At 71.0% G+C, this 24,130-nt stretch carries 27 protein-coding genes and 1 tRNA gene; 12 read left to right on the forward strand and 16 right to left on the reverse strand.

Annotated elements, in window-relative coordinates; translation table 11 throughout:
* Positions 1-168 precede the first annotated feature (168 nt).
* Positions 169-927, forward strand: coding sequence for an IclR family transcriptional regulator (locus ABEA46_RS16145; protein WP_345545891.1), 759 nt, complete (start codon positions 169-171; stop codon positions 925-927).
* A 21-nt stretch (positions 928-948) separates the two neighbouring features.
* On the opposite strand, the gene ABEA46_RS16150 is transcribed toward ABEA46_RS16145, so the two are convergent.
* Entirely contained in the window at positions 949-1,914 is a 966-nt protein-coding gene (locus tag ABEA46_RS16150) for a DMT family transporter (protein ID WP_345545893.1), read from the reverse strand.
* An 80-nt stretch (positions 1,915-1,994) separates the two neighbouring features.
* Here ABEA46_RS16150 and ABEA46_RS16155 point away from each other — a divergent pair, with 80 nt between their 5' ends.
* The 3 genes from ABEA46_RS16155 (at position 1,995) to ABEA46_RS16165 (ending at position 3,912) form a co-directional block, all read left to right on the forward strand.
* Entirely contained in the window at positions 1,995-2,654 is a 660-nt protein-coding gene (locus ABEA46_RS16155) for a hypothetical protein (RefSeq protein WP_345545895.1), read from the forward strand.
* Positions 2,655-2,699: 45 nt separating this feature from the next.
* Complete coding sequence (locus ABEA46_RS16160) at positions 2,700-2,975, forward strand: hypothetical protein (protein WP_345545896.1); 276 nt, start codon at positions 2,700-2,702, stop codon at positions 2,973-2,975.
* Positions 2,976-3,510: 535 nt separating this feature from the next.
* Positions 3,511-3,912 (forward strand): hypothetical protein, encoded by a 402-nt coding sequence (locus ABEA46_RS16165; RefSeq protein ID WP_345545898.1) that lies wholly within the window; start codon positions 3,511-3,513, stop codon positions 3,910-3,912.
* 54 nt (positions 3,913-3,966) lie between these two features.
* Here the strand turns inward: ABEA46_RS16165 and ABEA46_RS16170 are convergent, their stop codons facing one another.
* The 3 genes from ABEA46_RS16170 to ABEA46_RS16180 form a co-directional block, all read right to left on the reverse strand.
* Complete coding sequence (locus ABEA46_RS16170) at positions 3,967-4,170, reverse strand: hypothetical protein (RefSeq protein ID WP_345545899.1); 204 nt, start codon at positions 4,168-4,170, stop codon at positions 3,967-3,969.
* Positions 4,171-4,385: 215 nt separating this feature from the next.
* A tRNA-Thr gene (locus ABEA46_RS16175) sits at positions 4,386-4,461 on the reverse strand.
* A 57-nt stretch (positions 4,462-4,518) separates the two neighbouring features.
* Positions 4,519-5,469: a DsbA family protein gene (locus ABEA46_RS16180; protein ID WP_345545900.1), complete on the reverse strand. Its 951-nt coding sequence runs from the start codon at positions 5,467-5,469 to the stop codon at positions 4,519-4,521.
* Between the two features lie 227 nt (positions 5,470-5,696).
* Between ABEA46_RS16180 and ABEA46_RS16185 the strand changes: the two genes are divergently transcribed.
* Together ABEA46_RS16185 and ABEA46_RS16190 are read left to right on the forward strand one after the other, a co-directional pair.
* A complete protein-coding gene (locus ABEA46_RS16185) occupies positions 5,697-6,800 on the forward strand; it encodes an ABC transporter ATP-binding protein (protein WP_345545901.1) in 1,104 nt (367 codons plus the stop codon).
* An 86-nt stretch (positions 6,801-6,886) separates the two neighbouring features.
* Complete coding sequence (locus tag ABEA46_RS16190; protein WP_345545902.1) at positions 6,887-8,197, forward strand: DUF4032 domain-containing protein; 1,311 nt, start codon at positions 6,887-6,889, stop codon at positions 8,195-8,197.
* 54 nt (positions 8,198-8,251) lie between these two features.
* On the opposite strand, the gene ABEA46_RS16195 is transcribed toward ABEA46_RS16190, so the two are convergent.
* The 3 genes from ABEA46_RS16195 to cysS are packed head-to-tail and all read right to left on the reverse strand — an operon-like array spanning position 8,252 to position 11,349.
* Entirely contained in the window at positions 8,252-8,896 is a 645-nt protein-coding gene (locus tag ABEA46_RS16195; protein ID WP_345545904.1) for an NAD(P)-dependent oxidoreductase, read from the reverse strand.
* A gap of 28 nt (positions 8,897-8,924) precedes the next feature.
* On the reverse strand, positions 8,925-9,929 hold the full coding sequence (gene rlmB, locus ABEA46_RS16200; RefSeq protein WP_345545906.1) for a 23S rRNA (guanosine(2251)-2'-O)-methyltransferase RlmB: 1,005 nt from the start codon (positions 9,927-9,929) through the stop codon (positions 8,925-8,927).
* Positions 9,922-11,349 carry a cysteine--tRNA ligase gene (gene cysS / locus ABEA46_RS16205; RefSeq protein WP_345545907.1) on the reverse strand — a complete coding sequence of 476 codons (1,428 nt, stop codon included), beginning with the start codon at positions 11,347-11,349 and terminating at the stop codon, positions 9,922-9,924. Before cysS ends, rlmB begins: the two co-directional genes overlap by 8 nt.
* Before the next feature lie 71 nt (positions 11,350-11,420).
* On the opposite strand from cysS, the gene ABEA46_RS16210 reads away from it, so the two are divergent.
* Together ABEA46_RS16210 and ABEA46_RS16215 are read left to right on the forward strand one after the other, a co-directional pair.
* A complete protein-coding gene (locus tag ABEA46_RS16210) occupies positions 11,421-12,350 on the forward strand; it encodes a DMT family transporter (protein ID WP_345545908.1) in 930 nt (309 codons plus the stop codon).
* A 54-nt stretch (positions 12,351-12,404) separates the two neighbouring features.
* Positions 12,405-12,872 carry a GNAT family N-acetyltransferase gene (locus ABEA46_RS16215; protein ID WP_345545909.1) on the forward strand — a complete coding sequence of 156 codons (468 nt, stop codon included), beginning with the start codon at positions 12,405-12,407 and terminating at the stop codon, positions 12,870-12,872.
* A gap of 4 nt (positions 12,873-12,876) precedes the next feature.
* Here ABEA46_RS16215 and ispD read toward each other — a convergent pair whose 3' ends face one another.
* Both ispD and ABEA46_RS16225 read right to left on the reverse strand, forming a co-directional pair.
* Complete coding sequence (gene ispD / locus ABEA46_RS16220; protein WP_345546114.1) at positions 12,877-14,046, reverse strand: 2-C-methyl-D-erythritol 4-phosphate cytidylyltransferase; 1,170 nt, start codon at positions 14,044-14,046, stop codon at positions 12,877-12,879.
* Positions 14,047-14,163: 117 nt separating this feature from the next.
* Positions 14,164-14,646 carry a CarD family transcriptional regulator gene (locus ABEA46_RS16225; protein WP_018172589.1) on the reverse strand — a complete coding sequence of 161 codons (483 nt, stop codon included), beginning with the start codon at positions 14,644-14,646 and terminating at the stop codon, positions 14,164-14,166.
* 161 nt (positions 14,647-14,807) lie between these two features.
* Here ABEA46_RS16225 and ABEA46_RS16230 point away from each other — a divergent pair, with 161 nt between their 5' ends.
* Positions 14,808-15,275 (forward strand): DNA modification methylase, encoded by a 468-nt coding sequence (locus ABEA46_RS16230; RefSeq protein ID WP_345545912.1) that lies wholly within the window; start codon positions 14,808-14,810, stop codon positions 15,273-15,275.
* Positions 15,276-15,372: 97 nt separating this feature from the next.
* On the opposite strand, the gene ABEA46_RS16235 is transcribed toward ABEA46_RS16230, so the two are convergent.
* Positions 15,373-16,056, reverse strand: coding sequence for a response regulator transcription factor (locus ABEA46_RS16235; protein ID WP_191172435.1), 684 nt, complete (start codon positions 16,054-16,056; stop codon positions 15,373-15,375).
* Positions 16,053-17,369 carry a sensor histidine kinase gene (locus ABEA46_RS16240; RefSeq protein ID WP_345545915.1) on the reverse strand — a complete coding sequence of 439 codons (1,317 nt, stop codon included), beginning with the start codon at positions 17,367-17,369 and terminating at the stop codon, positions 16,053-16,055. Before ABEA46_RS16240 ends, ABEA46_RS16235 begins: the two co-directional genes overlap by 4 nt.
* 167 nt (positions 17,370-17,536) lie before the next feature.
* Between ABEA46_RS16240 and phoU the strand changes: the two genes are divergently transcribed.
* Entirely contained in the window at positions 17,537-18,217 is a 681-nt protein-coding gene (gene phoU, locus ABEA46_RS16245) for a phosphate signaling complex protein PhoU (RefSeq protein ID WP_345545917.1), read from the forward strand.
* A gap of 100 nt (positions 18,218-18,317) precedes the next feature.
* Here phoU and ABEA46_RS16250 read toward each other — a convergent pair whose 3' ends face one another.
* Positions 18,318-19,067 carry a phosphoglyceromutase gene (locus ABEA46_RS16250; protein WP_345545919.1) on the reverse strand — a complete coding sequence of 250 codons (750 nt, stop codon included), beginning with the start codon at positions 19,065-19,067 and terminating at the stop codon, positions 18,318-18,320.
* A 63-nt stretch (positions 19,068-19,130) separates the two neighbouring features.
* On the opposite strand from ABEA46_RS16250, the gene ABEA46_RS16255 reads away from it, so the two are divergent.
* The gene (locus tag ABEA46_RS16255) at positions 19,131-19,967 is read left to right on the forward strand and encodes a class I SAM-dependent methyltransferase (RefSeq protein ID WP_345545921.1); all 837 of its coding nucleotides are present in this window, start codon (positions 19,131-19,133) and stop codon (positions 19,965-19,967) included.
* 53 nt (positions 19,968-20,020) lie between these two features.
* On the opposite strand, the gene ABEA46_RS16260 is transcribed toward ABEA46_RS16255, so the two are convergent.
* From ABEA46_RS16260 to ABEA46_RS16275, 4 genes are all read right to left on the reverse strand, one after another.
* Complete coding sequence (locus ABEA46_RS16260; protein WP_345545923.1) at positions 20,021-21,133, reverse strand: FUSC family protein; 1,113 nt, start codon at positions 21,131-21,133, stop codon at positions 20,021-20,023.
* Between the two features lie 7 nt (positions 21,134-21,140).
* A complete protein-coding gene (ygfZ, locus tag ABEA46_RS16265) occupies positions 21,141-22,247 on the reverse strand; it encodes a CAF17-like 4Fe-4S cluster assembly/insertion protein YgfZ (protein WP_345545925.1) in 1,107 nt (368 codons plus the stop codon).
* Entirely contained in the window at positions 22,247-22,849 is a 603-nt protein-coding gene (locus ABEA46_RS16270) for a nitrobindin family protein (protein WP_345545926.1), read from the reverse strand. The genes ygfZ and ABEA46_RS16270 overlap by 1 nt, the downstream gene beginning before the upstream one ends.
* Positions 22,850-23,001: 152 nt before the next feature.
* On the reverse strand, positions 23,002-23,292 hold the full coding sequence (locus tag ABEA46_RS16275; protein ID WP_345545928.1) for a hypothetical protein: 291 nt from the start codon (positions 23,290-23,292) through the stop codon (positions 23,002-23,004).
* 130 nt (positions 23,293-23,422) lie between these two features.
* Here ABEA46_RS16275 and ABEA46_RS16280 point away from each other — a divergent pair, with 130 nt between their 5' ends.
* Entirely contained in the window at positions 23,423-24,121 is a 699-nt protein-coding gene (locus tag ABEA46_RS16280) for a response regulator transcription factor (RefSeq protein ID WP_345545930.1), read from the forward strand.
* The last annotated feature ends 9 nt before the right edge of the window (positions 24,122-24,130 follow it).

Below are 24,130 nucleotides of genomic sequence, written 5' to 3' on the forward strand. Positions count from 1 at the left end.
GACCACTTCCGCGGATCGAGAACTTGTTTCCGTATTATGGATAGTAGTTTCTGTCACGCGGAAAAGCAATCGCGGAATCGGATGCCGCGACCCCGCGTCGCACGTGCTTGCGGCATCCCTCTTCCGTATCGTGGAGGCAGACCGCAACGGAGTGGAAAGGTTGGCGACATGGCCGAGAAGGCGTCCGGAGGTGTGCAGTCCGTCGAGCGCGTGTTCGAGCTGCTCGAGCTGATCACCGACGCGGACGGCGAGGTGACTCTCAGCGAGCTCGCCGCGTCGACCGAACTGCCGCTGCCGACGATCCACCGCCTGCTGCGCACGCTCGTGGGCATGGGGTACGTCCGGCAGCTGCCGAACCGCCGCTACGCCCTCGGCCCGCGCCTGATCCGCCTGGGCGAAGGCGCGAGCAAGCAGCTGGGAGCGATCGCCCGCCCGCAACTGGCCCGCCTGGTCGACGCGCTGGGCGAGACCGCCAACATGGCCGTCCTCGACTCCGACATGGTCGTCTACGTCGGCCAGGTGCCGTCGAAGCACTCGATGCGCATGTTCACCGAGGTCGGTCGTCACGCCCACACGCACGCGACCGGCGTCGGCAAGGCGATCCTCGCGACGCTGGACGACGAGGTCGTGCGCGGGATCGTCGGACGCGTCGGGATGCCGACCGCCACCCCGATGGCCATCGGCGATGTCGACTCGCTCCTGGCCGAGCTCGACCGCATCCGCCAGCGCGGCTACTCGATCGACGAGCAGGAGCAGGAGATCGGCGTCCGCTGCTTCGCGGTCGCCGTGCCGAATGCCCCCACCCCGACCGCCATCTCGGTGTCGGGTCCGGTCTCGCGCGTCGACGACGCGTTCGCTGAGCGCGCGATCCCGCTCCTCACCGATGCCGCCCAGGTGCTCTCGAAGGAGCTCGGCGACGCCGCCTGACCGCTCCGCGCGGGCCCGGCGTCAGCGCTCCCGGCGCGTCCACCGCCACGGCACGGCCGCGACCACGACCGACAGGATCGCCAGCGACGACATCAGCAGCGACTGCCAGAGCGACGGCGCCGCCGCGGTCGGCCACAGCGCGTCGATGATCACCGACGTGATGACCTGGCCGACGACGGTCCCGAGGCCGAGCAGCAGCACGCCCGTGTATGGCACGAGCGCCGCGGCCAGGAAGATGTACGCCACGCCGATGATGCCGCCGAAGTACAGCCACGGCTCGGTCGGATAGACAGTCGGCGGCGGTCCGACGACGACGGAGTGCGCGAGCTCGGCCACTCCGAGCACGAGCGTGCCGCCGATGAAGTTCACGAGCGTCGCCGTCAGCGGCGTACCGACCCGTTGGCGCAGGCGCCCGTTCACCGCAGACTGCCACGCGATCCCGGCGCCGACCAGGAACGGCAGCACGATGAGCACCGGCGGAGCGTGCACACCGCCGGCGAGCGACACCGCCGCCGCCAGCATCGCGAGCGCTCCCCCGGCCAGACGTGCGGGAGTCACCGCGACGATGCCGGCGGGTCCGATCCCCGACCGGTCCAGCAGCAGGCCGCTGACGGTCTGACCGGCGACGACGCCGACCGTGAACAGCGCGACGCCGATGATGCCGACCGCGAGCGATTGCGTGGCCACCGAGAGCGCGCCCGCGACGCCGCCGCACAGCATCCACATCGGGATGCCGCGACGCCCGTCCTCGTCCCTCCGCCGCACCCCGGCGACGAGAGCCGCGAACCCGCGCCGCCCTTGTGGGATGAGCAGCGACAGCACGACGAGGACCACGAGTCCTGAGCCGAAGGAGATGACCGCGGCGGTGAATCCGTCGCCCAGGCGAGCGCCGAGCTGGCCGTTGATACGTGCCTGGATCGCGGTCAGGATGCCGATGACGGCGGCCGCGCCGATGCCCAGCCAGGCGGGGAGTCGGCGGGAGGTCACCGATCAATCATGCCTTGCCGGGACGTGCCCACCCGTCGCTCGTCACCGCCGCCGCGCACGCCGCCGAGTTACCCTGGAACGTGCCCCTCAGCTCGCGGACCCGAACACTCCTCACGTGGCTTCCCGCCACGGTGCTCGTGCTGATCATCGCCGGCGTCGTGGTCGCATCGCTCGCGATCCAGGGGTCGTGGTGGACTCAGGATCGCCCCGCCGCCTCCGACGACCAGCGCGCGTCGGACGGTTCGAGCATGCTCACCGACACCGGCTTCGACTACGTCAACGTCTCGGGCACGTTCAAGATGCGCATCGGCGAGGGCGCCCTGTCGGCGAGTGAGCTCGGACTCGCCGCGGACGGTGAGAAGTCGGCCGACTTCCGGCGGCCGGTGCGCGCGGTGATCGCGGCGGGCGACGAGCTGTACGTGCTCGACGACGTCACCGCCCTGACCGCGGCCGGTCAGGGCGACGTGCTCGCGTCGGTCACGTTCGTCCCCGACACCGCGAACAACTGGACGGGTGCCATCGACTACCTGCGTTCGCTGGCCCCGGACTTCGGATGGGATGCCGCGCAGCTCGATCCGCTCACGGAACAGCTCGGCGAATTCAACCGCACCGGCACCGAGGACACCTTCTCGGCGCAGATCGGCCCGTCCGAGGGGACCGCGAGGATCACGGGAGACATCACGTTCGACCGCGCCTCCGGCGCGACGTTGGTCACGATCACGTTCGAGCCCGGCGCCTGAGCGGGTCGCCCGGCGTCGTGGCCTGCGCTCCGTAGAGTGGAGGGCATGCTGATCGGCCGCATCCGTCCCGTCGAGACCCGCACCGTCGAGGTGCAGGGCGAATCCCTCGCAGCCCTGCGCTCCGCCGTCGACGCGCAGCTGCCGGCCGGATGGGTCATCACCGACGTGCCCGCGGCCATGCCGAAGGGCTCTCAGCTGCTGACCTCGACGGCGAGCATGGCCCGCCGCGACGGCGTCGAGCAGATCGAGGCCGACGACCAGGCCGCGCTGGAGGCGAAGGTGCCCGAGGGCTGGCAGCTGCTGGGCGTCTTCGAGGTCTGAGCACCCGGGTCCGAGCACCTCGCGCATCACGAAGTCGATGGTGGCGGCTACAGGACTTGAACCTGCAACCCCCGTTTATGAGGTGAGCGTTCCCTGAGGTTCCCGAAAGTTCCTCTGATCAGGCTCGAAGCCGTCGCGCTTGGCGATCGCTACGCCCTCATGTTCCCGGGGTATCCCGCGCAAAACTAGGAGTAAACCCCGGATTCGTGGCAAGTGAACGAGGTCGTCGGCTACGCCGAGATCGCGGATATGGCACAGGTAAGCCGCCAGGCTGCCCGCGCCTGGGCAGACAACCCGACGTTCCCGCCGGCAGTCATCGAGACTGCCCAGGGTCCGCTTAGGGCAAAGGACGCGGTACAGGCTTGGCTCGAGAACCGCAACACACGCCGGCGCAAGCTGGTGAGCGCCTAGCGCTAGAAACGCCGCAACCACGAACCCCCTTCACGGTTGCACCGACGCCCCACGGTTCACGGATCGTGGGGCGTCGGTCCGTGAGTCGCGGGGTGTGGCCGCATCCACGCGTACGCTTCTGCGCATGGATGGCGAACGGCTCAGCAAGGCGAAGCTGCTAAGCATCGAGCTCGACGCGATCTGCTCCCGCAACCGCTACACCGACGACCCGGCGCCCGTGATCGCCGAGCTGCGCGCGACGGCCGGGAAGCGAACCGACGTCCTCGCCGAGGCGGCGGGTATCTTCGCCGGTTACTTCGACAGCGAGTACACGCGCGTGCTGTGCGACGCGCTGCGCGCCGAGATCGACGGCATCGGACGGTGGCTGCAGGTCGGGCGGGAACGGCGCGGGCGTGGCAGCCACGCGGGCGGCCGTGGGCCCCTGACTGACCCGGCGGCTACCACGCATCAGGCGTCAGGCATGATGCACGTCCCCAAGTCGCCGGGCCAAGCTCGTCGGCGCCTCGGGATAGATCGGCGAGCTTGACTGAAGCGTAGGCCCGCCGAGGCATCCGCGATAGAGGGGTGGGTTGAACGCGGGTCAGTTGCGCGTGTCGGGTGGCTGTGAAGGGACGTCGGTCGGCTTCGCGCCGCGGATCCGGTCTTCTTCGTCGGCGCGGGCTTGGGTCTCCGCGGTGGGCACGTACTTGTGCCAGTGCATGCCGGTGGCTTCCGCCCACCGTTTGTCGCGTGCGGCGCGTTGCTGGTCGGGTGTCTGTTCGTTGGGTGGGTGATGCTTGTTCATCTTCGGACCGTACGCGCATCACATGTACGCGTTCACAGGTCCACGACCAACACAGCACGATCCGACAACGGACAACCCGGCGCCGCGAGCGGCACACCCGAAGTGCCATACGCTCAGCGGCGCCGGGTCTAAGCTCCGCTGGCGTCGTGGGGGTGAGCCAGCGATCCCTGCGGGAATCATAGTCGGGGCGATTTCTGCGTCTGATCTGCTGTTCTTGGTGCCGGCTACAGGACTTGAACCTGCAACCCCCGTATTACAAGTACGGTGCGCTACCAATTGCGCCAAGCCGGCAGAGCGTCCAGTCTAGCGGCGCCCGTTCACGCGCCCGTCATCGCGGGCACGGCACGATCACGGCACCGGCGTGACCGTGGGAGTCGGCGTCGCCTTGTAGTACGAGTCGCTGGCGACCGTCAGGACGAACTGCGCGAACTCCTTGGGGTCGTCGATCTTGCCGACGTACTGCGTGCCGTTGACGAGGATCATCGGGGTCGCGGTGAGCGCGACGCCGCCGGTGTCGGGCAGCTCGTGCAGCGCCTGCTCGGTCGCGGTCTTGACCCACGACGTGTAGGACTGCGACTCGATGCAGCCGCGCACGGCCTTCGGCCCGTCGACGCCCACGGCCTGCGCGAGGTCGGCGAGCTCGGTGTCGCTCAAGCCGTCCGAATCGACGTCGGGCTGCTGCGTGAGCAGCGCGTTGTTGAACGCGAAGAAGTAGTCGGGCGAGTTCTGGGCGACGCACGCGGCGGCGCCGGCGGCGCGCAGCGAGTACTTCGTGCCGTTCGACTTCGCCGTGAGCATCGCGACCGGGTAGTACGTGAGCGTCGCGGCGCCGGTGTCGACCCACTTCGACAGCTGCTTGACGTTGGCGACCTGGAAGTCGCGGGAGCCGGTCGACAGGTAGTCGACGTACACGCGGATGTCGACGGCCGGAGCCTCGGTGGGCGTCGGCGTCGGCGTCGGCTCCGTCTCGGTCACGGCAGGGTCGCCGGTGGGAGCAGGAGTGGCATCGGCGGCCGAGGCGCCGTTCTCGGTCGAGGGCACACCGGTGCCGGTCACGCCCGTGACGACGAACCCGCCCGACACGTTGGACGGATCGGCCGTGGGCTTCGAGGCGCTGGACGACACCGTCCAGGTCACGACGACGGCGATCACGGCGATGAACGCGACGCCCAGTGTGGCGAGCGTCGTCCGCCGGATGACTCGGGCGCGCGACTGGCGCGCCTTCACCTGCTGCGCCTTCTCACGCACGGCGTCGCGGCGCTCGCTGGACGCGGCGTTCGGTGACTCGTCGCTCGACATGGAACCTCTCGGGGGCGGGAAATCAGCGGGACCGCACGGGAAAGCGGTCGTCCACGATGCTAGTCAGCCACCCTGGGAAATGCCCAGACGCAACCTCCGTGCGCGGTGTGTCATCCCGCCGTGGCATACTGTTCCGAGCGCCCGATGACGGGCGTGCGGGAAAGCCCCCGCTCATTCCATCACTACGGATCGTCCGGCACGTACCTGCCGGTGAAGGAGAAGAGAACATGGCGTCCGTCACGTTTGACAACGCAACCCGCCTGTACCCCGGGGGCACGCGCCCCGCGGTCGACAAGCTGAACCTCGAGGTCGCCGACGGCGAGTTCCTGGTCCTCGTCGGCCCGTCGGGCTGTGGCAAGTCCACCTCGCTGCGCATGCTGGCCGGCCTCGAAGAGGTCAACTCGGGCCGCATCCTCATCGGCGACCGCGACGTCACAGACGTCCCGCCGAAGGACCGCGACATCGCGATGGTGTTCCAGAACTACGCGCTGTACCCGCACATGACCGTCGCCGAGAACATGGGCTTCGCCCTGAAGATCGCCGGCGTCGGCAAGGAGGAGCGCGCCGCTCGCGTCCTCGAGGCCGCCAAGCTCCTCGACCTCGAGGAGTACCTGACCCGCAAGCCGAAGGCCCTCTCGGGTGGTCAGCGTCAGCGTGTCGCCATGGGCCGCGCGATCGTCCGTCAGCCGCAGGTGTTCCTCATGGACGAGCCGCTGTCGAACCTCGACGCCAAGCTCCGTGTCCAGACCCGCACGCAGATCGCGTCGCTGCAGCGCCGCCTCGGCGTCACCACCGTCTACGTCACGCACGACCAGACCGAGGCCCTCACCATGGGTGACCGCATCGCGGTCCTCAAGGACGGTCTCCTGCAGCAGGTCGGCACCCCGCGCGACCTGTACGAGAAGCCGAACAACGTGTTCGTCGCCGGCTTCATCGGCTCGCCCGCCATGAACCTGTTCCCGGCCAGCCTGGTCGAGGGCGGCGTGCAGTTCGGCGACCGCGTCGTCGGCGTCGAGGCCGATGTGCTCGGCAAGGCCCACGGCTCGGACGTCACCATCGGTGTGCGCCCCGAGGACATCCAGGTCGCCCCCGAGGACGGCAAGGGTCTCACGGTCACGGTCGACCTCGTCGAGGAGCTCGGCGCGGACGGCTACCTGTACGGCCACGCGGACGTCGACGGCAAGCGCACCGACATCGTCGCGCGCGTCGACGGCCGTCGTCACCCGAACGCGGGCGACAAGGTCACGCTGGCCCCGGTCCCCGGTCACGTGCACGTCTTCGACATCGAGTCGGGCGAGCGCCTCACCGACAAGGCCATCGCTTCGGCGTAAGCAGTTCCTTCGCGACGGCGCGGGCGGGAGTCATCCCCCCGCGCCGTCGTGCTGTTCCCGCCCAGCCCGAGTGTGACGGAGGTCGCGTGTCCGACGCGTTGAGCATCACCGCGAGCAGTGTCGATCCCGGCCTGCTCACGCTGCCGTGGTCGACACCGCTGGGCGAGTGGCCGTCGAGCCACATCGTCTTCCTCCCCAAGGGCATCTCGCGCCACCTGGTGCGTTTCGCCAACCTGTCGGGCCGCGTCGTCGCGATCAAAGAGACGACCGAGGCGATGGCCCGCCGCGAGTACGACATGCTCGGCAACCTCGCCCGGCTCGACGTGCCCTGCGTCGAGCGCGTCGCGGTGATCGCGGGGCGCACGGATGCCGACGGCAATCCGCTCCCTGCCGCGCTCGTCACCGCGCACCTGAAGTTCTCGCTCCCCTACCGGGCGCTGTTCACCCAGGTGCTGCGCCCCGACACCGCCACACGCCTCGTGGACGCGCTGGCACTGCTGCTCGTGCGCCTGCACAACGTCGGGTTCTTCTGGGGCGACGTGTCGCTGTCCAACACGCTGTTCCGCCGCGATGCCGGAGCCTTCGCGGCGTACCTGGTCGACGCCGAGACCGGCGAGCTGCACGAGAGCGGCCTGACGCCCGGTCAGCGTGCGCACGACCTCGACGTCGCGCGCACCAACATCGCCGGCGAGATCATGGACCTCGAAGCCGGCGGCCGCCTGGAAGGCGGCGTCGATGCCATCGCGATCGCCGACGGCATCGTGTCGGCGTACCACTCGCTGTGGGCGGCCCTGACCGACGAGGAGACGTTCCGCGCCGACGAGGCGTGGCGCCTCACCAAGCGCGTGCAGCGCCTCAACGATCTGGGCTTCGACATCGGCGAGATGTCGATCCAGACGACCGCGGACGGCACGCGTGTCTCGATCCAGCCGAAGGTGGTGGATGCCGGGCACCACCAGCGCCGGCTGCTCCGGTTGACCGGCCTCGACGTCGAAGAGAACCAGGCTCGCCGGCTCCTCAACGACCTCGACGAGTTCCGCGTCCGCGTGTCACGCCTGGGCGACGACGAGGAGATGGCCGCGCACGAGTGGCTGACCCGCGTGTTCGAGCCCGTCGTCAAGGCCATCCCCTGGGACCTGCGCGCCAAGCTGGAGCCCGCAGAGGTCTTCCACCAGCTGCTCGAGCACCGCTGGTACCTGTCGCAGGCGAAGGGCAAGTCGGTGCCGCTGGCCGAGGCCCTGTCGAGCTACATCGACAACGTGCTGCGCCACCGCAGGGACGAGGCGACCCTGATGGGTCCGCCCACCGAGACGGTGTCGCTGCCGGTCATCACCTCGTCGACCCCCGTCATCGACGACGACGAGGACGACGACATCGACTGGCGCGACCTGGTCTGAACGGTCGAGTCCCGGCCGCCGGCATCCTGCCCACCGCCGGCCGGGGACCTCGCGTCAGTAGCCGACGGTGAAGCGGCTGCGCGGATGCTGCGGGTGCTCGATCTCGTCAACCACCGCGACAGCCAGATCGGGGCCGGAGATGAACGACTCGCCCTCGGCGTCGGTGACGACCACGTCGCCGCCCTTGCGGTAATCGCCGGTGCGCTCCCCCGGGTTCCAGGCGCCGAAGCCGCCCGCCGGGTGGATGTAGAACCAGTCGACGGTGTCGGCCGAGAGCGCCTGCAGGTCTTCGAGGACGCCGAGCGCTTCGAGCGCCTCGGGCCGGTAGTCCGCCGAGAAGGTCGGCAGATCGACCAGGCGCTGACCGCCTTCGGCGACCAGGCTGCCGCCGGCGCCGCCGATGACGCCGATCCGCACGCCCTCGGGAAGCACCGAGACGAGGGCCGCGATGTTCGGACGGACCAGCCCCTCCATGTCACCGCGCGGGGCGACGGCCGAGACCACCACGTCGACCCCCTCGAGCTGTGCGAGCAGCCCGGGCACATCGGTGAGAGACCCCTCGATGTACACGGCGCCGGGCTGGCGCTCGCTGGGGATGCGGCGCGCGATCGACAGCACGCTGTGCCCGCGGTTCACCGCCTCGGCGACGATGTGGCGGCCGGCATACCCGGAGCCTCCGATGACGGCGATGCGTGCCATGTGCGTGTGCCTTTCGACGGGTTCGGAATCAGGCCAGTTCCGCGCTGCGCAGCGACGAGACCTGGTACAGGGCGACGGATGCCGCGATGCCCGCGTTCAGCGACTCGGTCGCCGACGAGATCGGGATCGACACGATCTGGTCGCACGTCTCGGTGACCAGGCGCGACAGCCCCTTGCCCTCCGAGCCGACGACGATAACGACGGGGCGGTCGGCGAGCTCGAGAGCCGGCAGCGACACGTCGCCGCCGCCGTCCAGGCCGAGCACGAACACGCCCTGCTTCTTGAACTCCTTGAGCGTCGTGGTGAGGTTCGGCGCGACGGCGACCGGGATGCGCGCGGCCGCGCCGGCGCTGGTCTTCCAGGCGGCCGAGTTGACGCCCGCCGAACGGCGCTGCGGCACGATCACGCCGTGCCCGCCGAACGCGGCGGTCGAGCGGATGATGGCGCCCAGGTTGCGCGGGTCGGTGATGCCGTCGAGGGCGATCAGCAGCGGCACCTGATCGCGGTCGATGATCTGCTCCAGCAGGTCCTGCGGGTGCGCGTACTCGTACGGCGGCACCTTGAGCGCGACGCCCTGGTGCACGCCGTCGAAGCCGGCCATGCGGTCGAGCTCGGGACGCGTGACCTCGAGCACCGGGATCCCGCGGTGGCTCGCGATCGACAGCATCTCTTTGACGCGGTCGTCCATCTCGACCCGTTGCGCGATGTAGAACGCGGTGGCCGGGATCTTCGCGCGCAGCGCCTCGAGCACCGAGTTGCGGCCGGTGACCGTCTCGGTGTCGTCGCCCGCCTTGGACTTGCCCGACCGGTTCGGGTTCGAGCCCTGCGGCTTCTGGCCGGGCTTGCCCTTGCCGCCCGCGGCCGCATAGCGCTCGGCCGCGGCCTTGCGCTTGCCGGCGACGTGCCAGGCACGGTCCTCGGCCTTGGGGGTCGGACCGCGCCCCTCGAGGGACTTGCGGCCGTTGCCGCCGGTGCCCTTCAGGGCACCCTTCTTCTTGCTGTTGCCCGCGCCGGGGCGTCCTGGCTTAGCCATCGCTGTAACTCCAGTGTGTTCCGTCTGCTGAATCTTCGAGGGCGATGCCGGCCGCCGCGATCGCGTCGCGGATGCGGTCGGCCGCCGCCCAGTCCTTCGCCGCGCGTGCATCGGCACGCTGGGCGATCATGGTCTTCACGAGCGTGTCGAGAGCGGATGCCGCCACCGAGGCGCCCGTCGCTCGCCACTGCGGATCGAGAGGGTCGATCCCGAGGATGCCTGTCATCACCGCGACGTCTGCGAACGCACGCAGCGCCGCGTCACGATCCCCGGCGTCGAGCGCCGTGTTGCCGTCGCGCACGGTCTCGTGCAGCACCGCGAGCGCCTGCGGCACGCCCAGGTCGTCGTCGAGGGCGGCCGCGAAACGGGCCGGCACGACGGCATCCACCGTCACGTCGTCGACATCGTCGCGCAGCGTGCGTACGGCGCGCTCGAGGAACGTGCGGATGCGGTCGATCGCGGCCTCGGCCTCGTCGAACGTCGACGCGGTGATGTCTAGGCTCGACCGGTAGTGCGCGGCGGCGAGCGCGTAGCGGATGACGAGCGGGTCGCGCTCGCGCAGCACGTCCTCGGCGAGGATGAAGTTGAAGAGCGACTTCGACATCTTCTGTCCGGCGACCGTGACGAGGCCGTTGTGCACCCAGTACTGCGCGAAGCCGTCGCCGGCAGCCGTGGACTGGGCCAGCTCGTTCTCGTGGTGCGGGAAGCGCAGGTCGAGGCCGCCGCCGTGGATGTCGAACTCGGCGCCGAGGTAGCGCCGCGACATCGCGGAGCACTCGATGTGCCATCCCGGTCGCCCCTCGCCCCACGGCGACTCCCAGCGCGCGGATGCGGGCTCGTCGGCCTTGCCGCCCTTCCACAGGGCGAAGTCGTGCGGGTCGCGCTTGCCGCGCGGGTCGGCGTCTGCCGCGGGCTCCATGGCATCGAGCGACTGGTTCGTCAGCGAGCCGTAGTCCAGCCACGAGCGCACGTCGAAGTACACATCCCCGGCAGCCTCGGACGCCGCGTCGGCGGGGTACGCGTGGCCCGCGTCGATGAGGCGCTGGATCAGCTCCTGCATCTGCGGGATGGATGCCGTCGCCCGAGGCTCGTACGTCGGCGCGAGGATCCCGATCGCGGTGTACGCCCGCGTGAACTCCTGCTCCATGCGGTACGCCAGGGCCCACCACGGCTCGCCGTCGGTGGCGTTCGCGAGGACCTTGTCGTCGATGTCGGTGACGTTGCGCACGAAGGTGACGCGCCCGTGCCGATGCGTAAGCCAGCGGCGCAGGAGGTCGAAGCTCAGCGCGCCCCGCAGATGCCCGATGTGGGGTCCGGATTGGACGGTCGGCCCGCACACGTAGATCGTGACGTTCCCGGGGTCGAGCGGCACGAAGTCGCGCAGGGCCTGCGCCTTGGTGTCATAGAGCTGAACCGTCACTGCACCAGCCTACCGGCGCGCCCCTGGGAACCAGCGGGCCGTGACCGCCACGCGCCTGGTAGAACTTGACCGTGCTGCACGTGCTCGCCGTCCTCGCCGCCGCGCTGCTGTTCGGCACGACCGGCACCTCGCAGGCGCTCGGCCCCGACGGCACGACGCCGCTGTCCATCGGCGTCATGCGCATGGTCATCGGCGGCACGGGGCTCGCCCTCATCGCGTTCACGCTCGCGGCGCGCCATGCCCGGCGCAGCCCCGGGGCATCCCGCCCCCGGCTGACCGCCCGCCCGCTGCTGCTCATGGTGCTGACCGGCGCGTGCCTGGCGATCTACCAGCCGCTGTTCTTCCTCGGCACGGCGCGCAACGGCGTCGCCGTCGGCACCGTGGTCGCCCTCGGCTCGGCGCCGATCCTCGCGGGCCTGCTGGAATGGGCGCTGACACGGCGGATGCCGAGCCCGACATGGATGGGCGCCACCGGACTCGCGACCCTGGGCGTGGTGCTGCTGGGGTTCGGCGGCGAGGCGGGGAGCGCGGGCGGGACGGACGCGCTGGGGCTGCTCGGGTCGATCGGCGCCGGCGCCTCGTTCGCGATCATCGCCAACGCCCAGCGGCGCCTGCTCGACGCCGGCTGGGATCCGTTCACCGTCGTCGGCGCCATGGGCGCCAGCTCAGCGGTGCTGTGCGTCTTCGCGATCCCCTTCGTCGACCTGTCGTGGCTCGGCACCGCAACGGGACTCACGATGGCGCTGTGGCTGGGGCTCGGCACCATCGCCATCGCGTACGTGCTGTTCACGTGGGGACTCAGCGGCCTGACCGCCGCGACGGCGGCGACGCTGACGCTCGGCGAACCGCTGACCGCCGGCATCCTGGGCATCGTCGTGCTGGGCGAGCAGCTCTCGGCGCTCGCGGTCGTCGGGCTCGCGGTGCTCGCGGCGGGCCTCGCCCTCCTGGCGTGGGGATCGCGGACGCCGCGGGATCCCGAGCCGTTCGCCGTCGAGGCGTGACCGCGAAAGCCGCGAAACAGCCCCGCAATCGAGCCGTGTCACACTGATCGTGACATGCAGAGCACCATCGAGATCCGTCCCGACGACCTGACCGGCGAGGACACGCGTGGCCTGGTCGCCTTCCACCTCGCCGCGCTCGTCGGCACCGCACCGCCCGAGAGCATCCACGCGCTCGACGTCGACGCGCTGCGCCGACCCGGCATCACGGTGTGGTCGGCGTGGATCGACGACAGCATCGCCGGGATCGCGGCGCTGCGGGAACTCGACGCGGAGCGCGGCGAGATCAAGTCCATGCGTGTGGGTGACGGCTTCCGCGGCGCCGGCGTCGGCCGCGCGCTCCTCGACCACGTCGTCGCCGCGGCGCGCGAGCGCGGCATGACGAGCCTGTGGCTCGAGACCGGCATCACCGACGACTTCGCCGCCGCACACCGCCTGTACGAGAGCGCGGGCTTCGGCGACTGCGGAGCGTTCCAGGGCTACCGGCCCGACCCGAACTCGCGGTTCATGACGCGCACGATCTGACCGCTCACACCGGGACGACGAGGGCGACGGCGAACGCCGACACGCCCTCGGTGCGACCCGTGAACCCCAGCCCGTCGGTCGTCGTGGCCGAGACCGACACGGCCGCACCGCCGAGCGCGTCCGACAGCGCGCGCTCCGCCTCCACCCGCCGCGCCGCGAATCGCGGGCGATTCGCCTGCACCTGCACCGACACATTGCCCACGCGCCAGCCGGACTCCCGCAGCAGCACGGTCGTCCGGGTCAGAAAGGCGTCCGCGTGCGCCCCGGCATACTCGGGGTGATCGGTGCCGAAGTGGGTGCCGATGTCGCCGAGGCCGGCCGCCGCCAGCAGAGCGTCGACGATCGCGTGGGCGACGGCATCCCCGTCGGAATGCCCGGACAGCGCCTGTTCGCCCGGCCACTCCAGCCCCGCGAGCCACAGTGTGCCTCCGCCCCCGAACGCGTGCACATCGGTGCCGACGCCCACCCGCGGCAGCGCGACGGCGGACGAAGCGCCGAGCAGGTGCCGGGCGCGGTCCAGATCCGCGGCGGTCGTGATCTTGAAGCCGAGTGGATGCCCCGGCACGGCCGCCACGGTGTGCCCGGCCGCGGCGACCAGGGCGGCGTCGTCGGTGAAGTCCTCGGTGGCAGCCGCGTATGCCGCGTCGAGCACTCGGCGACGGAAGCCCTGCGGCGTCTGCGCGGCCGCCAGCTCGGCCCGGTCGACGGCGGCGACGATCTCGTCGCCCGCCACCCGCTTGATCGTGTCGATGACCGGGAGCACCGGGATGACACCGTCCGCGCCGGCGTCGATCGCGCCGATCACGCGCGAGAAGACCTCGGGCGGCGTGAGCGCGCGGGCCGCGTCGTGCACCAGCACGATCTCGACATCGCCCCACAGCGCCCCCAGGCCTGCCGCCACGGAGTCCTGGCGGGTCGGCCCGCCGGTGACGACCGACACGAGGTCGGCGCGATCGCCCGCGGCGACCAGGGCTTCGGTGCGGGCGTCGCCCTCACGCCCCTCCGGCGCGACGATCACGACCTGCGCCTCGGGCGCCGCGAACACGCCGTCCAGCGCGTGCCGCAGGATGCTGTGCCGATCGATGCCCACGAACGCCTTGGGACCTCCGGCCCCGAGGCGGGTGCCGGATCCGGCAGCCACGACGACGATGCCGACACGCGGAACGGGAAGCATGCTCACCCGTTCACGCTATCGCGCCGGGCCGCCTCGGCCCCCGTCGCAGCGGCATCCCGGACCTCTCCCGGACACAGTGAAACGGCGCCCCCTGCCGGGGGCGCCGTTTCAGAAGTCTCAGCTTGCGAGGACCTCGTCGAGGATCACGCTGGCCTGCTCCTCGTCGGTCTTCTCAGCGAGCGCCAGCTCGGAGATGAGGATCTGCTTGGCCTTGGCCAGCATGCGCTTCTCACCGGCCGAGAGTCCGCGATCCTGATCGCGGCGCCAGAGGTCGCGCACGACCTCGCTGACCTTGATGACGTCACCGGAGGCGAGCTTCTCCAGGTTGGCCTTGTACCGGCGGGACCAGTTCGTGGGCTCTTCCGTGAAGGGCGCGCGCAGCACCTCGAAGACCCTGTCGAGGCCTTCCTTGCCGATGACGTCGCGAACCCCGACAAGGTCGACGTTCTCTGCGGGTACTTCGATGATGAGATCACCCTGCGTGACGTTGAGCTTCAGGTACTTCTTCGTCTCGCCCTTGATGATCCGGTCTTTGACCTCGATGATCGTTGCCGCCCCGTGGTGGGGGTAGACGACCGTCTCGCCAACCTCAAAAAGCATGGAGTTATGTCCTTTCGGCAACCTCCAGGATACCACAGGAGAAATACGCTAAGGTTCTCCGCCCCCGGGGCGGATCGGCCCTCACGCACGGCGGGGGTGCTCCGCGCGAGCCCGCGCGAACCCCTAGACTTACGGGGTACCGAATCGTCCTGGGAGGATCTGTGAACCGCCGCCTCATCGCGTCGCTGGCCGTCGGGGCCGCGCTCGTGCTCACGACCACCGGCTGCAGCATGATCTCGCCGCAGGCGACGACGATCCCCTACTCGGCCGCCGAAGGCACCAACGTGCACGGCTCCGGCCCCCTCGAGGTGCGCAACGCGCTCATCGTCGCCAACGAGGACGGCACCGCCGGCAACTTCGTGGCGGCGATCGTCAACGACACCGAGGACTCGCACACCCTGAACGTCGAGTTCGGCGAAGGCGGCCCGACCGTCACCGTGCGCGTACCGGCGAACTCCACCGTGAGCCTCGGCTCCGACGAAGAGGAGCCGCTCGAGATCGACGGCTTCGAAGGCCTTCCGGGCACCGACATCACCGCGTTCTTCCAGTCCGGCGACAGCGAGGGCGTCCTCGCCTCGGTACCGGTGCTCGATGGTTCGCTGGACTACCTGTCGGCACTGGCACCCTGATCCTGCGGCGGTGTCGGTCCGCGGACCCGGCACCCCCTTCTCCGAACGAACAGAACGGGGCGCGTCCGATGACGCGCCCCGTTCCGTGTCTCGTCGGTCAGCCCTCGAAGCGGTAGCCCAGGCCGCGCACCGTCACGAGCATCTCGGGCGAACCCGGGTTCTGCTCGATGCGCGAGCGGATGCGCTTGATGTGGACGTCGAGGGTCTTCGTGTCGCCGAAGTAGTCGCTCCCCCACACGCGATCGATCAGCTGGCCGCGCGTGAGCACACGCCCGGCGTTGCGCATCAGCACCTCGAGCAGCTCGAATTCCTTGAGCGGCATGTTGATCTCGTCGCCGTCGACCGCCACCGTGTGCCGGTCGATGTCGAGCACGACGCGCCCGCCTTCGAGGACGCGGTCCTCGAGGTCGGCATCGATCTGCGAGAAGCGGCGCAGCACCGCGCGCATGCGGGCCAGCAGCTCGCGAGCCGAGTAGGGCTTGGTGACGTAGTCGTCGGCGCCGAGCTCGAGGCCCACCACGATGTCGACCTCGGAGTCCTTGGCCGTCAGCATGATGATCGGCACGGCCGATGTGGTGCGGATCTGCCGGCACACCTCGGTGCCCGGCATCCCCGGGAGCATGAGGTCGAGCAGCACGATGTCGGCGCCGCGGTCGCGGAACGCGACAAGAGCCGACGGGCCGTCCTCGGCGATCTCGACCTCGTAGCCCTCGCGGCGCAGCAGGTAGGCGAGCGGGTCGGCGAGGTCAGGCTCGTCCTCGACGATCAGGACGCGGGTCATGCGGGTTCTCCATTCGCAGCAGGTTCGGCAGCAGGCTCGGCGGCCGGTGCGGTCTTCCGCGGCGCCGACTTCTTCTGGGGCTGTGATGCCGCCGCGACAGGCGCAGGCGCTGCCTGGACCTCGGGGACGACGGGGCGCTTCTTCTTGCGGCCGCGCTTCGGCGCGGGCTCTGCGGCCGGTGCGGCCGACTCGGGCAGCCGGATCGTGAACGTCGAACCGCGGCCGGGGCGCGACCACAGGCGCACCTCGCCACCGTGGCGCTGCACGGCGTGCTTGACGATCGACAGGCCCAGACCGCTGCCGCCGGTGCGCCGCGCACGCGCGGGGTCGGCGCGGTAGAACCGCTCGAACACGCGGTCCTGGTCGCCCTCGGCGATGCCGATGCCGCGGTCGGTGACGGTGATCTCGACGACGCCCTCGACGGCCTTGATGCCGATGCCGACGCTCGACCCGCGGGGCGAGTAGGCGATCGCGTTGGCGACCAGGTTGCCGACAGCTTCGCTCAGCACCTGCGCGTCGCCGTGGACGTACAGGCCGCGGCTGCCGCCGCGCACCACCTCGACCCCGGCGGAATCCGCCTGGATCGCGTGGGCGTCCAGTGCCGAGGCCACGACCTCGTCGATCGACACGTCCCGCTGCGGCAGCTGGTCGGAGGCCTGCAGGCGCGAGAGATTCATGATGCGCGAGGTCAGCAGCGCCAGTCGCGACGCCTCGGCCTGCAGCCGTGCGGCGAAGATGCGCACCTGCGGCGGGTCGTCGGCCGCGGACTCGATCGCCTCGGCGAGCAGGCTCACCGCGCCGACGGGCGTCTTGAGCTCGTGACTGGTGTTGGCCACGAAGTCGCGGCGCATCTCTTCGACGCGCTCGCGCTCGGTGATGTCACGCAGCACCAGCAGCGTGAGCCGCGGCGAGATGCGCGTCGCGCGCACGGCGACCAGGCGCGGCTCGGCCGGGAGCGCCCCGCGGCGCAGACGCATGGTCTCGGTGGCCGTCGTGCCGGAAGCACCGCCCTCACCGGTGCGTACGCCGCGCGCGAGGGTGCGCAGCTCGTCGGTCGGCAGCGTGCCGCCCTCGACGAGCTCGAACGGCACGGCGGCCGACGACGCGGCAAGCACCGTGAACGACGTGTCGACGACGACGGCGGCGTCGTCCATGCCGTGCAGCACCTCGCGTACGCCGTCGGGCACGTCGACGCTCGTCTCCATGCGCGCACGGTCGCGGGCGCGCAGCGCGGCGACGATGACGGCAGACACCGATCCGCCGACGATGACCCCCACGAGAAGGGCGAGCAGCGTGAGCTGCGTGGAGTCCATGCGTCCCAGCGTACGGGCACGCCCGGGGCCCGATCCGCCGTGAGTCCCTCCGGTGCTGCACGTGCCGGGCAGTGTTCACCACCGCGGCACCGTCCGTTAACCTTCTCTGACGAGAATCGCCGAGGCTGCGGGCGGACGCCTGCCCGAAACCCGAAAGGTGCATCGCAATGCGCGAAGTCTTCCACCAGTCGCTCGAGGACGTGCAGGGGCGTCTCGTCGAGATCGCGGAGCTCGTCACGGTGGCGATCGACAAGGCGACGCGGGCGTTCGGCACGAGCGACGTGGCCCTGGCCGAAGAGGTCATCGAGGCCGATGCCGTCATCGACGAGCGGGCCGTCGAGCTCGACGAGCTCGCGATCGAGATCCTCGCCCGGCAGCAGCCGGTGGCCCGCGACCTGCGCATCGTGGTGAGCGCGCTGCGCATGAGCGCGTCGCTGGAGCGCATGGGCGACATCGCCGAGCACATCGCCCAGCTGACGCGCATGCGCTTCCCCGAGCGCGCGATCCCCAAGGGCCTGAAGTCGACCTTCCTGAAGATGGGCGAACTCGACGTCGAGGTGGCGCGCCAGCTCACCGAGCTGCTGCGCACGCAGGACGAGTCGCTCATCGACACGATCCGCAACGCCGACGACGGACTCGACGAGCTCCACCTGTCGGTCTTCGAGAAGGTGCTCAGCGACAGCTGGCAGGGCGAGGCGGCGGCGACGGTCGACGCCACGCTGGCCAGCCGCTACCACGAGCGTTTCGCCGACCACGCCGTCTCTGTCGCCAAGAAGGTGCTCTACCTGTCGACGGGCGACTGGACGACGACCACCGACACGATCACCGTCGTCACGCCCGAGCAGTAGACCCGTCGCACGGCGCAGTCGGGGGGCTGTCGCCGACGGTGCGACGACACAGAAGAGCGGATGCCCCGCAGGGGGGCATCCGCTCTTCGTCTGCGTCTGATCAGGCCTTGCCCTGGTTCGCGACCGCGGCGGCACCGGCGGCGGCGGCCTCGGGGTCGAGGTACTCGCCCGGGCCGAGCGGCTGGAGGTTCTCGTCGAGGCGGTAGACGAGCGGGATGCCGGTGGGGATGTTGAGCTCGGCGATGTCGGCGTCGCTGATGCCATCGAGGTGCTTCACCAGGCCGCGCAGCGAGTTGCCGTGGGCGGTCACGAGCACGGTCTTACCGGCCTTCAGGTCGGGGACGATGTCGCTGTGCCAGTACGGCAGCATGCGGTCGATGACGATCTTGAGCGACTCGGTGTCGGGCACCTCGCCGTCGATGCCGACGTAGCGAGGGTCGCCGACCTGGCTGTACTGGTCGTCGGCGGCCAGCGGCGGCGGCGGCACGTCGAACGAGCGACGCCACAGCATGAACTGCTCGTTGCCGAACTCTTCGAGGGTCTGCGCCTTGTCCTTGCCCTGCAGGGCGCCGTAATGGCGCTCGTTGAGACGCCACGAGCGCTTGACCGGGATCCACAGGCGGTCGGCGGCGTCCAGCGCGATGTCCGCGGTCTGGATCGCACGGCTGAGCACCGAGGTGTGCAGGACGTCGGGCAGGATGCCGGACTCGGCCAGCAGCTCGCCGCCGCGCTGGGCCTCGGCCTTGCCCTGCTCGGTGAGCCGGACGTCGACCCAGCCCGTGAACTGGTTGGTCTTGTTCCACTCGCTCTGGCCGTGTCGGAGGAGGATGAGCGTATAGGGCGCGGTCATGGGCTCCATGTTATCGGCGCACGGCGGCACGGCCCCCTGGCATGACGCTGGCATCATGGAGGGATGGCGCGCGGACCGGTCGGACAGATCACGCGCGGCACCACCGGCACCAACCGGCTGCGCCGCATCGACCGGTGGATCGCGCGGCACCCCGCGCTGCGGCGCGCCGCCGATCCGCTCGTGGTCGATCTCGGCTACGGTGCGAGCGGCGTCACCGCATTCGAGCTGTTCGCCCGCCTGTCGCGCACACGGCCCGACGTCGAGGTGCTCGGGTTGGAGATCGATCCGGCTCGCGTGACCCGCGCGAACGCGCAGCTGGAACTGGTGCGCGCCGGCACGACGACGTTCGCCGCCCACTCGCGGGTGTCCTTCGCCCGCGGCGGCTTCGAGGTGCCGGTGCCCGGCGGCCGGCGCCCCGCGATCGTGCGCGCGATGAACGTGCTGCGGCAGTACGACGAGTCCGAGGTCGCCGCCGCGTGGGCGACGATGACGGCGCGCCTCGCGCCGGGCGGGCTGCTCGTGGAGGGCACGTGCGACGAGATCGGACGCATCGCGACGTGGGTGGCGATCGGCCCCGACGGCGCGCCCCAGTCGCTCACCGTGTCGCTGCGGCTCACGGGGCTGGAGCATCCCTCGATCGCCGCCGAGCGCCTGCCCAAAGCCCTCATCCACCGGAACGTGCCCGGCGAGCGCGTCCACGCGTTCCTTGCGGCGCTCGACGCGGAATGGGACCGTGCGGCGAGCGTCTCGCCCTTCGGCCCTGTCCACCGCTGGCGCACCGCCCTCGCTGCCGTCCAGGCCGCCGGCTGGCCCCTCGCGGAGCGCTCGCGCTGGCGCCTGGGCGAGGTCACCGTCCCCTGGAGCGCCGTCGCCCCGGGGGATGCCGGCGCCTCCGGCTGAGCGACGGCCGCGGGTGCGGCATCCACTCCCCGCGATCGGTGCCGGGCGACGGTCTAGACGCGCGGCAGGATGGCCCGGGCCTGGTCGCCGGGGAGCCCCGTCGCGGTGAGCAGGTCGACCGCGAGCGGACGCAGCGCCGTCACGAGGTTCAGCTCGCTCTGCGATCCGCCGGGGAGGATCGCGGCGGGGTCCAGACGCGCGGCCACCGCACGCACTGCCTCGCGGGCCGCGGGCTGCATCGAGATGTCGTCGAGGCTCTCGCCGACCAGCGCCGCGGCTCGCATCAGCTCCGACAGCAGCTCGGCGGGCACCGGGCGTCGCTCGCCGTCGTCGCACAGGTACACGGCGCGGCGGGCGACGACGCGCAGATTGCGCGTCGCGAAATCCATCGCCTGCAGCACCGTGTGGTGGCGGCGCAGCTCGGCCCGCTGCGGCCGCAGCCAGGGTGAGAACCCGGCGACGGCGAGTCCGGAGTCCAGCGACGCGCGCCACTCGTCGATGCGCGGCGCGATCGCGCGCGCCTTCTCCAGGCCCCGGGTGGCGCGCATCGCGTCGCCTCGGCGCAGCGCCTGCGCGATCGTGCGGGCGGCGTCGTCGGCCGCCGCGAACACGGCGTGACCGTCGCGGGCCTCTTCGCGGCGGGGATTGCGCGGGATCAGCGCCGTCACGACGAGGGCGGCGACACCGCCGATGATGCCGTCGATGAGGCGGGAGAACGGCTGCGACGCCGGAAGCGACATCACGATCGACGCCTGGATGCCGGCCATGATCGCGAACGGCGGATACGGCGACAGGAACCGGGCCACGAACAGTGTCGCCGCGAGCGCCAGCGCGAGCTGCCACCACCCCGGTCCGACCACGACGACGAAGCCCTCGGCGACGAGGATGCCGACCAGCATCCCGATCACGGTCTCGAGCACGCGGCGCGGCCGTGCGTCGCGGACGAGACCCAGGCTCGAGATCGTGACGGTGGCCGCCAGCAGCGGGGCAGGATGCCCCACCACGTAGTGCGCGAAGGCCCAGGCCGCGGTGGCGGCCACCACGATCTGCACGATCGCGATCGCGGAGCCGCGCACGCGCGACACCTGCGGACGCAGGTCGAGCCGCGAGCGCCAGCCCGTCGGCACCACCTGCGTGATCGGGGTGGTCTCGCCGTCGCCGCTCACGGGCGGCCTATTGCGCCGCCTGGCGCCGGCCGAGCCGTGGGAGCCGCGGCACGTTCGCCGTCCGTCCGGCGTCCGGCGGCACGACGACCTCCTGCGCCGCCGCGACGGGGCCGTCGGCGGTGTCGACGGTGAGCGCCGCATCGACCGGGGCCGACCGTCGCACCACGGCGAGTGCGATCGGTCCCTCTTCGTAGTGCAGCGCCGCCGAGGTCACGGTTCCGACCTCGTCGTCTCCGATGCGGACGACAGCGCCGTGCTCGGGCAGCACGCTGCCCGAACCGTCGAGCTGCAGCGCGACGAGGCGGCGCGGCGGATGCCCGAGGTTGTGCACCTTGGCGATGGTCTCCTGGCCGCGGTAGCAGCCCTTGTCGAGGTGCACGGCGGTGCGCAGCCAGTCCAGCTCGTGCGGCAGGGCCCGCTCGTCCACGTCGGCCGACCACCGCGGACGCCACGCGGCCACACGCAGCGCATCGACCGCCGCGAGCCCCGCGAGCTGCACGTCGCCGCGAGTGGCGGCATCTGCGATCCGGGCCTCTTCGTCACGTGTGACGATCGCCTCGGCCCAGTCGCGCTCGAGGCCGGGGTGCGGGTCGACGGCGGCATACGCCCAGCCGCCAGGGGCGACGCCGGGCCACGGGTCGCGCCAGACGAGCGCCATGCCGGCGGGCGCGGCCGCCGAGACGACGCCCTCGAGAGCCGCGGCGGTGCCGCCGATCACGGCGTACTCGCCGGCGATGCGCGGGTCCACCCGCAGGCGGAACCGCATCTTGCGCAGCCAGTCGTACAGCCCCGCGGCGTCGGCGGCGTCGGCGATCAGCCACGTCGTCTGTCCGTCGTCGAGGACGGATGCCGCATGCTCGACGTGCCCCTGCGGGTCGAGGATCAGCAGCTCGGTGCCGACGCCGGGCTGCAGCCGTGCGAGAGCCTGCGACGACAGCGAGTCCAGCCATGACAGGCGGTCCTCGCCGGGCACCGCGATCACGACGCGGTCGGCGCGCGGGGCGACGGCGCTCCCGGCGGCGAGCCGGCGCTGCTCGACGAGGGGGCTGCCCACGTGCTGGAGTCCCGAGTCGTCCACCACGGCGCCGGGGACGGCGGCGAAGACGTCGCCCATCAGTCGGCCTTGGCCAGGCGCGCCGACGCGTGGGCGCCGAGCTCGAAGCCCAGCGCCGCGATGTCCCACGCCCACAGCAGATGGTTGTCGACCAGACCGTACATGCGGGTCGCGGCGGCGTACGCCTTGGCGCCGGCCGGACGCACGACGGCATCGGTCGCGATGTCGATGCGGGGACCCTTGATCTGACCCAGGTACAGCTCGCTCACGCCGTCGGCGTGCACGAGCGCGACCTCCAGGTCGAAGCCGCCGTCGGCGTTGCGGAGCTGCTCGATGTCGTCGGCGGTGCGCACGACGGGCGGTGCGAGCGGAGGCAGCAGACCGGGGCCGGCATCGGCGTCGGTCGCGGTGCGCGCGAGGCGCCAGAAGCCGAGTTCGGCCACCAGCCGCGTGCGCTTGTCGGGATCGGCGGGATCGTCGATCCATGCCTCGGCGGAGTAGTTCAGGAAGTCGCCGCCGTCATGGCTGAAGCTCACGCGGTGCGTGAACTCGCCGGTGTAGGCGTGGTCGCCGTAGTCGATCACGCCGGTGCCCTCCCAGACACCGAGGAGCCACGACAGCGGGACGAGCTCCGCAGGCAGGTCGGTCGGGATCTCGAGCACGACGCGACCCGTCAGCGCTGGCCGCGGTACAGGTTCTTGACGACCACCACGGAGACGAACACGATCGACAGCGATGCGAGTCCGAGCAGGCCCACGAAGAACAGTTCGAGCGCGACGGTATCCATGTCGTGAAGTCTAACCGGGAGCCGGGCTCATCCGGGTACGAGCGCGGCCAGTCCGAACCCGAGGCTGATGACGCCCATCACGAGGGCGGCCCCCAGGACGCTCGCGGCGACGCGCTCGGTGAACCCCGACGCCCGCCCCGACCACAGCTGCACGGCGAACGCGGCGATGAGGCATCCGCCCAGCCCGACGCCCAGCCACGCGGCGCGCCAGTCCGGCGACGAGAAGATACCGATCGCGATCGCGATCAGCGCGGCGAAGGCCCACACGGCGATCAGCCCGCCGAGCGTGCGGCGGGGGGCGAGTTCTGGCACGGCCACAAGGCCCATCATCCCGCATCGCCGGCGGCGGCGCATCCGCGCACCGGATGACACTCCGGCGAAACCACGGTGCGCACGCGCTCTACACTGGGGTTCGCGGCGTGCCCCCGCACGCCGGGAAGGCGATCCTTTGGCTCAGCTCCTGGTTCTCAGTTCCACGCACGGCGGCGGTCCCGTCCTGCCCGCGCTCGAACTGCTGAGCCACCGCGTGCGCCAGATCCCCGCCGAGCCCGCGCAGCTGGTGAACGCGCCGAGCGCGGACATCATCCTCGTCGACGCCCGTGTCGACCTCGTCGGCGCCAAATCGCTCTGCAAGATCCTCAACACCACCGGCCTCGACGCGCCGCTGCTGCTGGTGGTCACCGAGGGCGGCCTCACCGCGGTGTCGCCGGACTGGGGTGTCGACGACGTCATCCTGATGACCGCCGGCCCCGCCGAGGTCGACGCGCGCATCCGGCTCGCGGTCGGCCGGCAGTCCGCCGAGCAGGTGTCGACGCGCGTGCAGACCTCGGGCATCACGATCGACGAGTCCTCGTACTCGGCCAAGGTGCACGGCAAGCCGCTCGACCTCACCTACAAGGAGTTCCAGCTCCTCCACTTCTTCGCCACCCATCCCTCGCGCGTCTTCACGCGGGAGCAGCTGCTCAGCGAGGTGTGGGGCTACGACTACTTCGGCGGCACGCGCACCGTCGATGTGCACGTGCGGCGGCTGCGCGCCAAACTGGGCGACCTCGAGCAGCTCATCGGCACGGTGCGCAACGTCGGCTACCGCTTCAACGTGTACGAGGACGAGCCCGAACCCGCCCCGCGCGAGAAGACCGACGCGTAGCACCGGACA

The organism is Microbacterium jejuense, from assembly GCF_039544225.1.
GTDB lineage: Bacteria > Actinomycetota > Actinomycetes > Actinomycetales > Microbacteriaceae > Microbacterium > Microbacterium jejuense.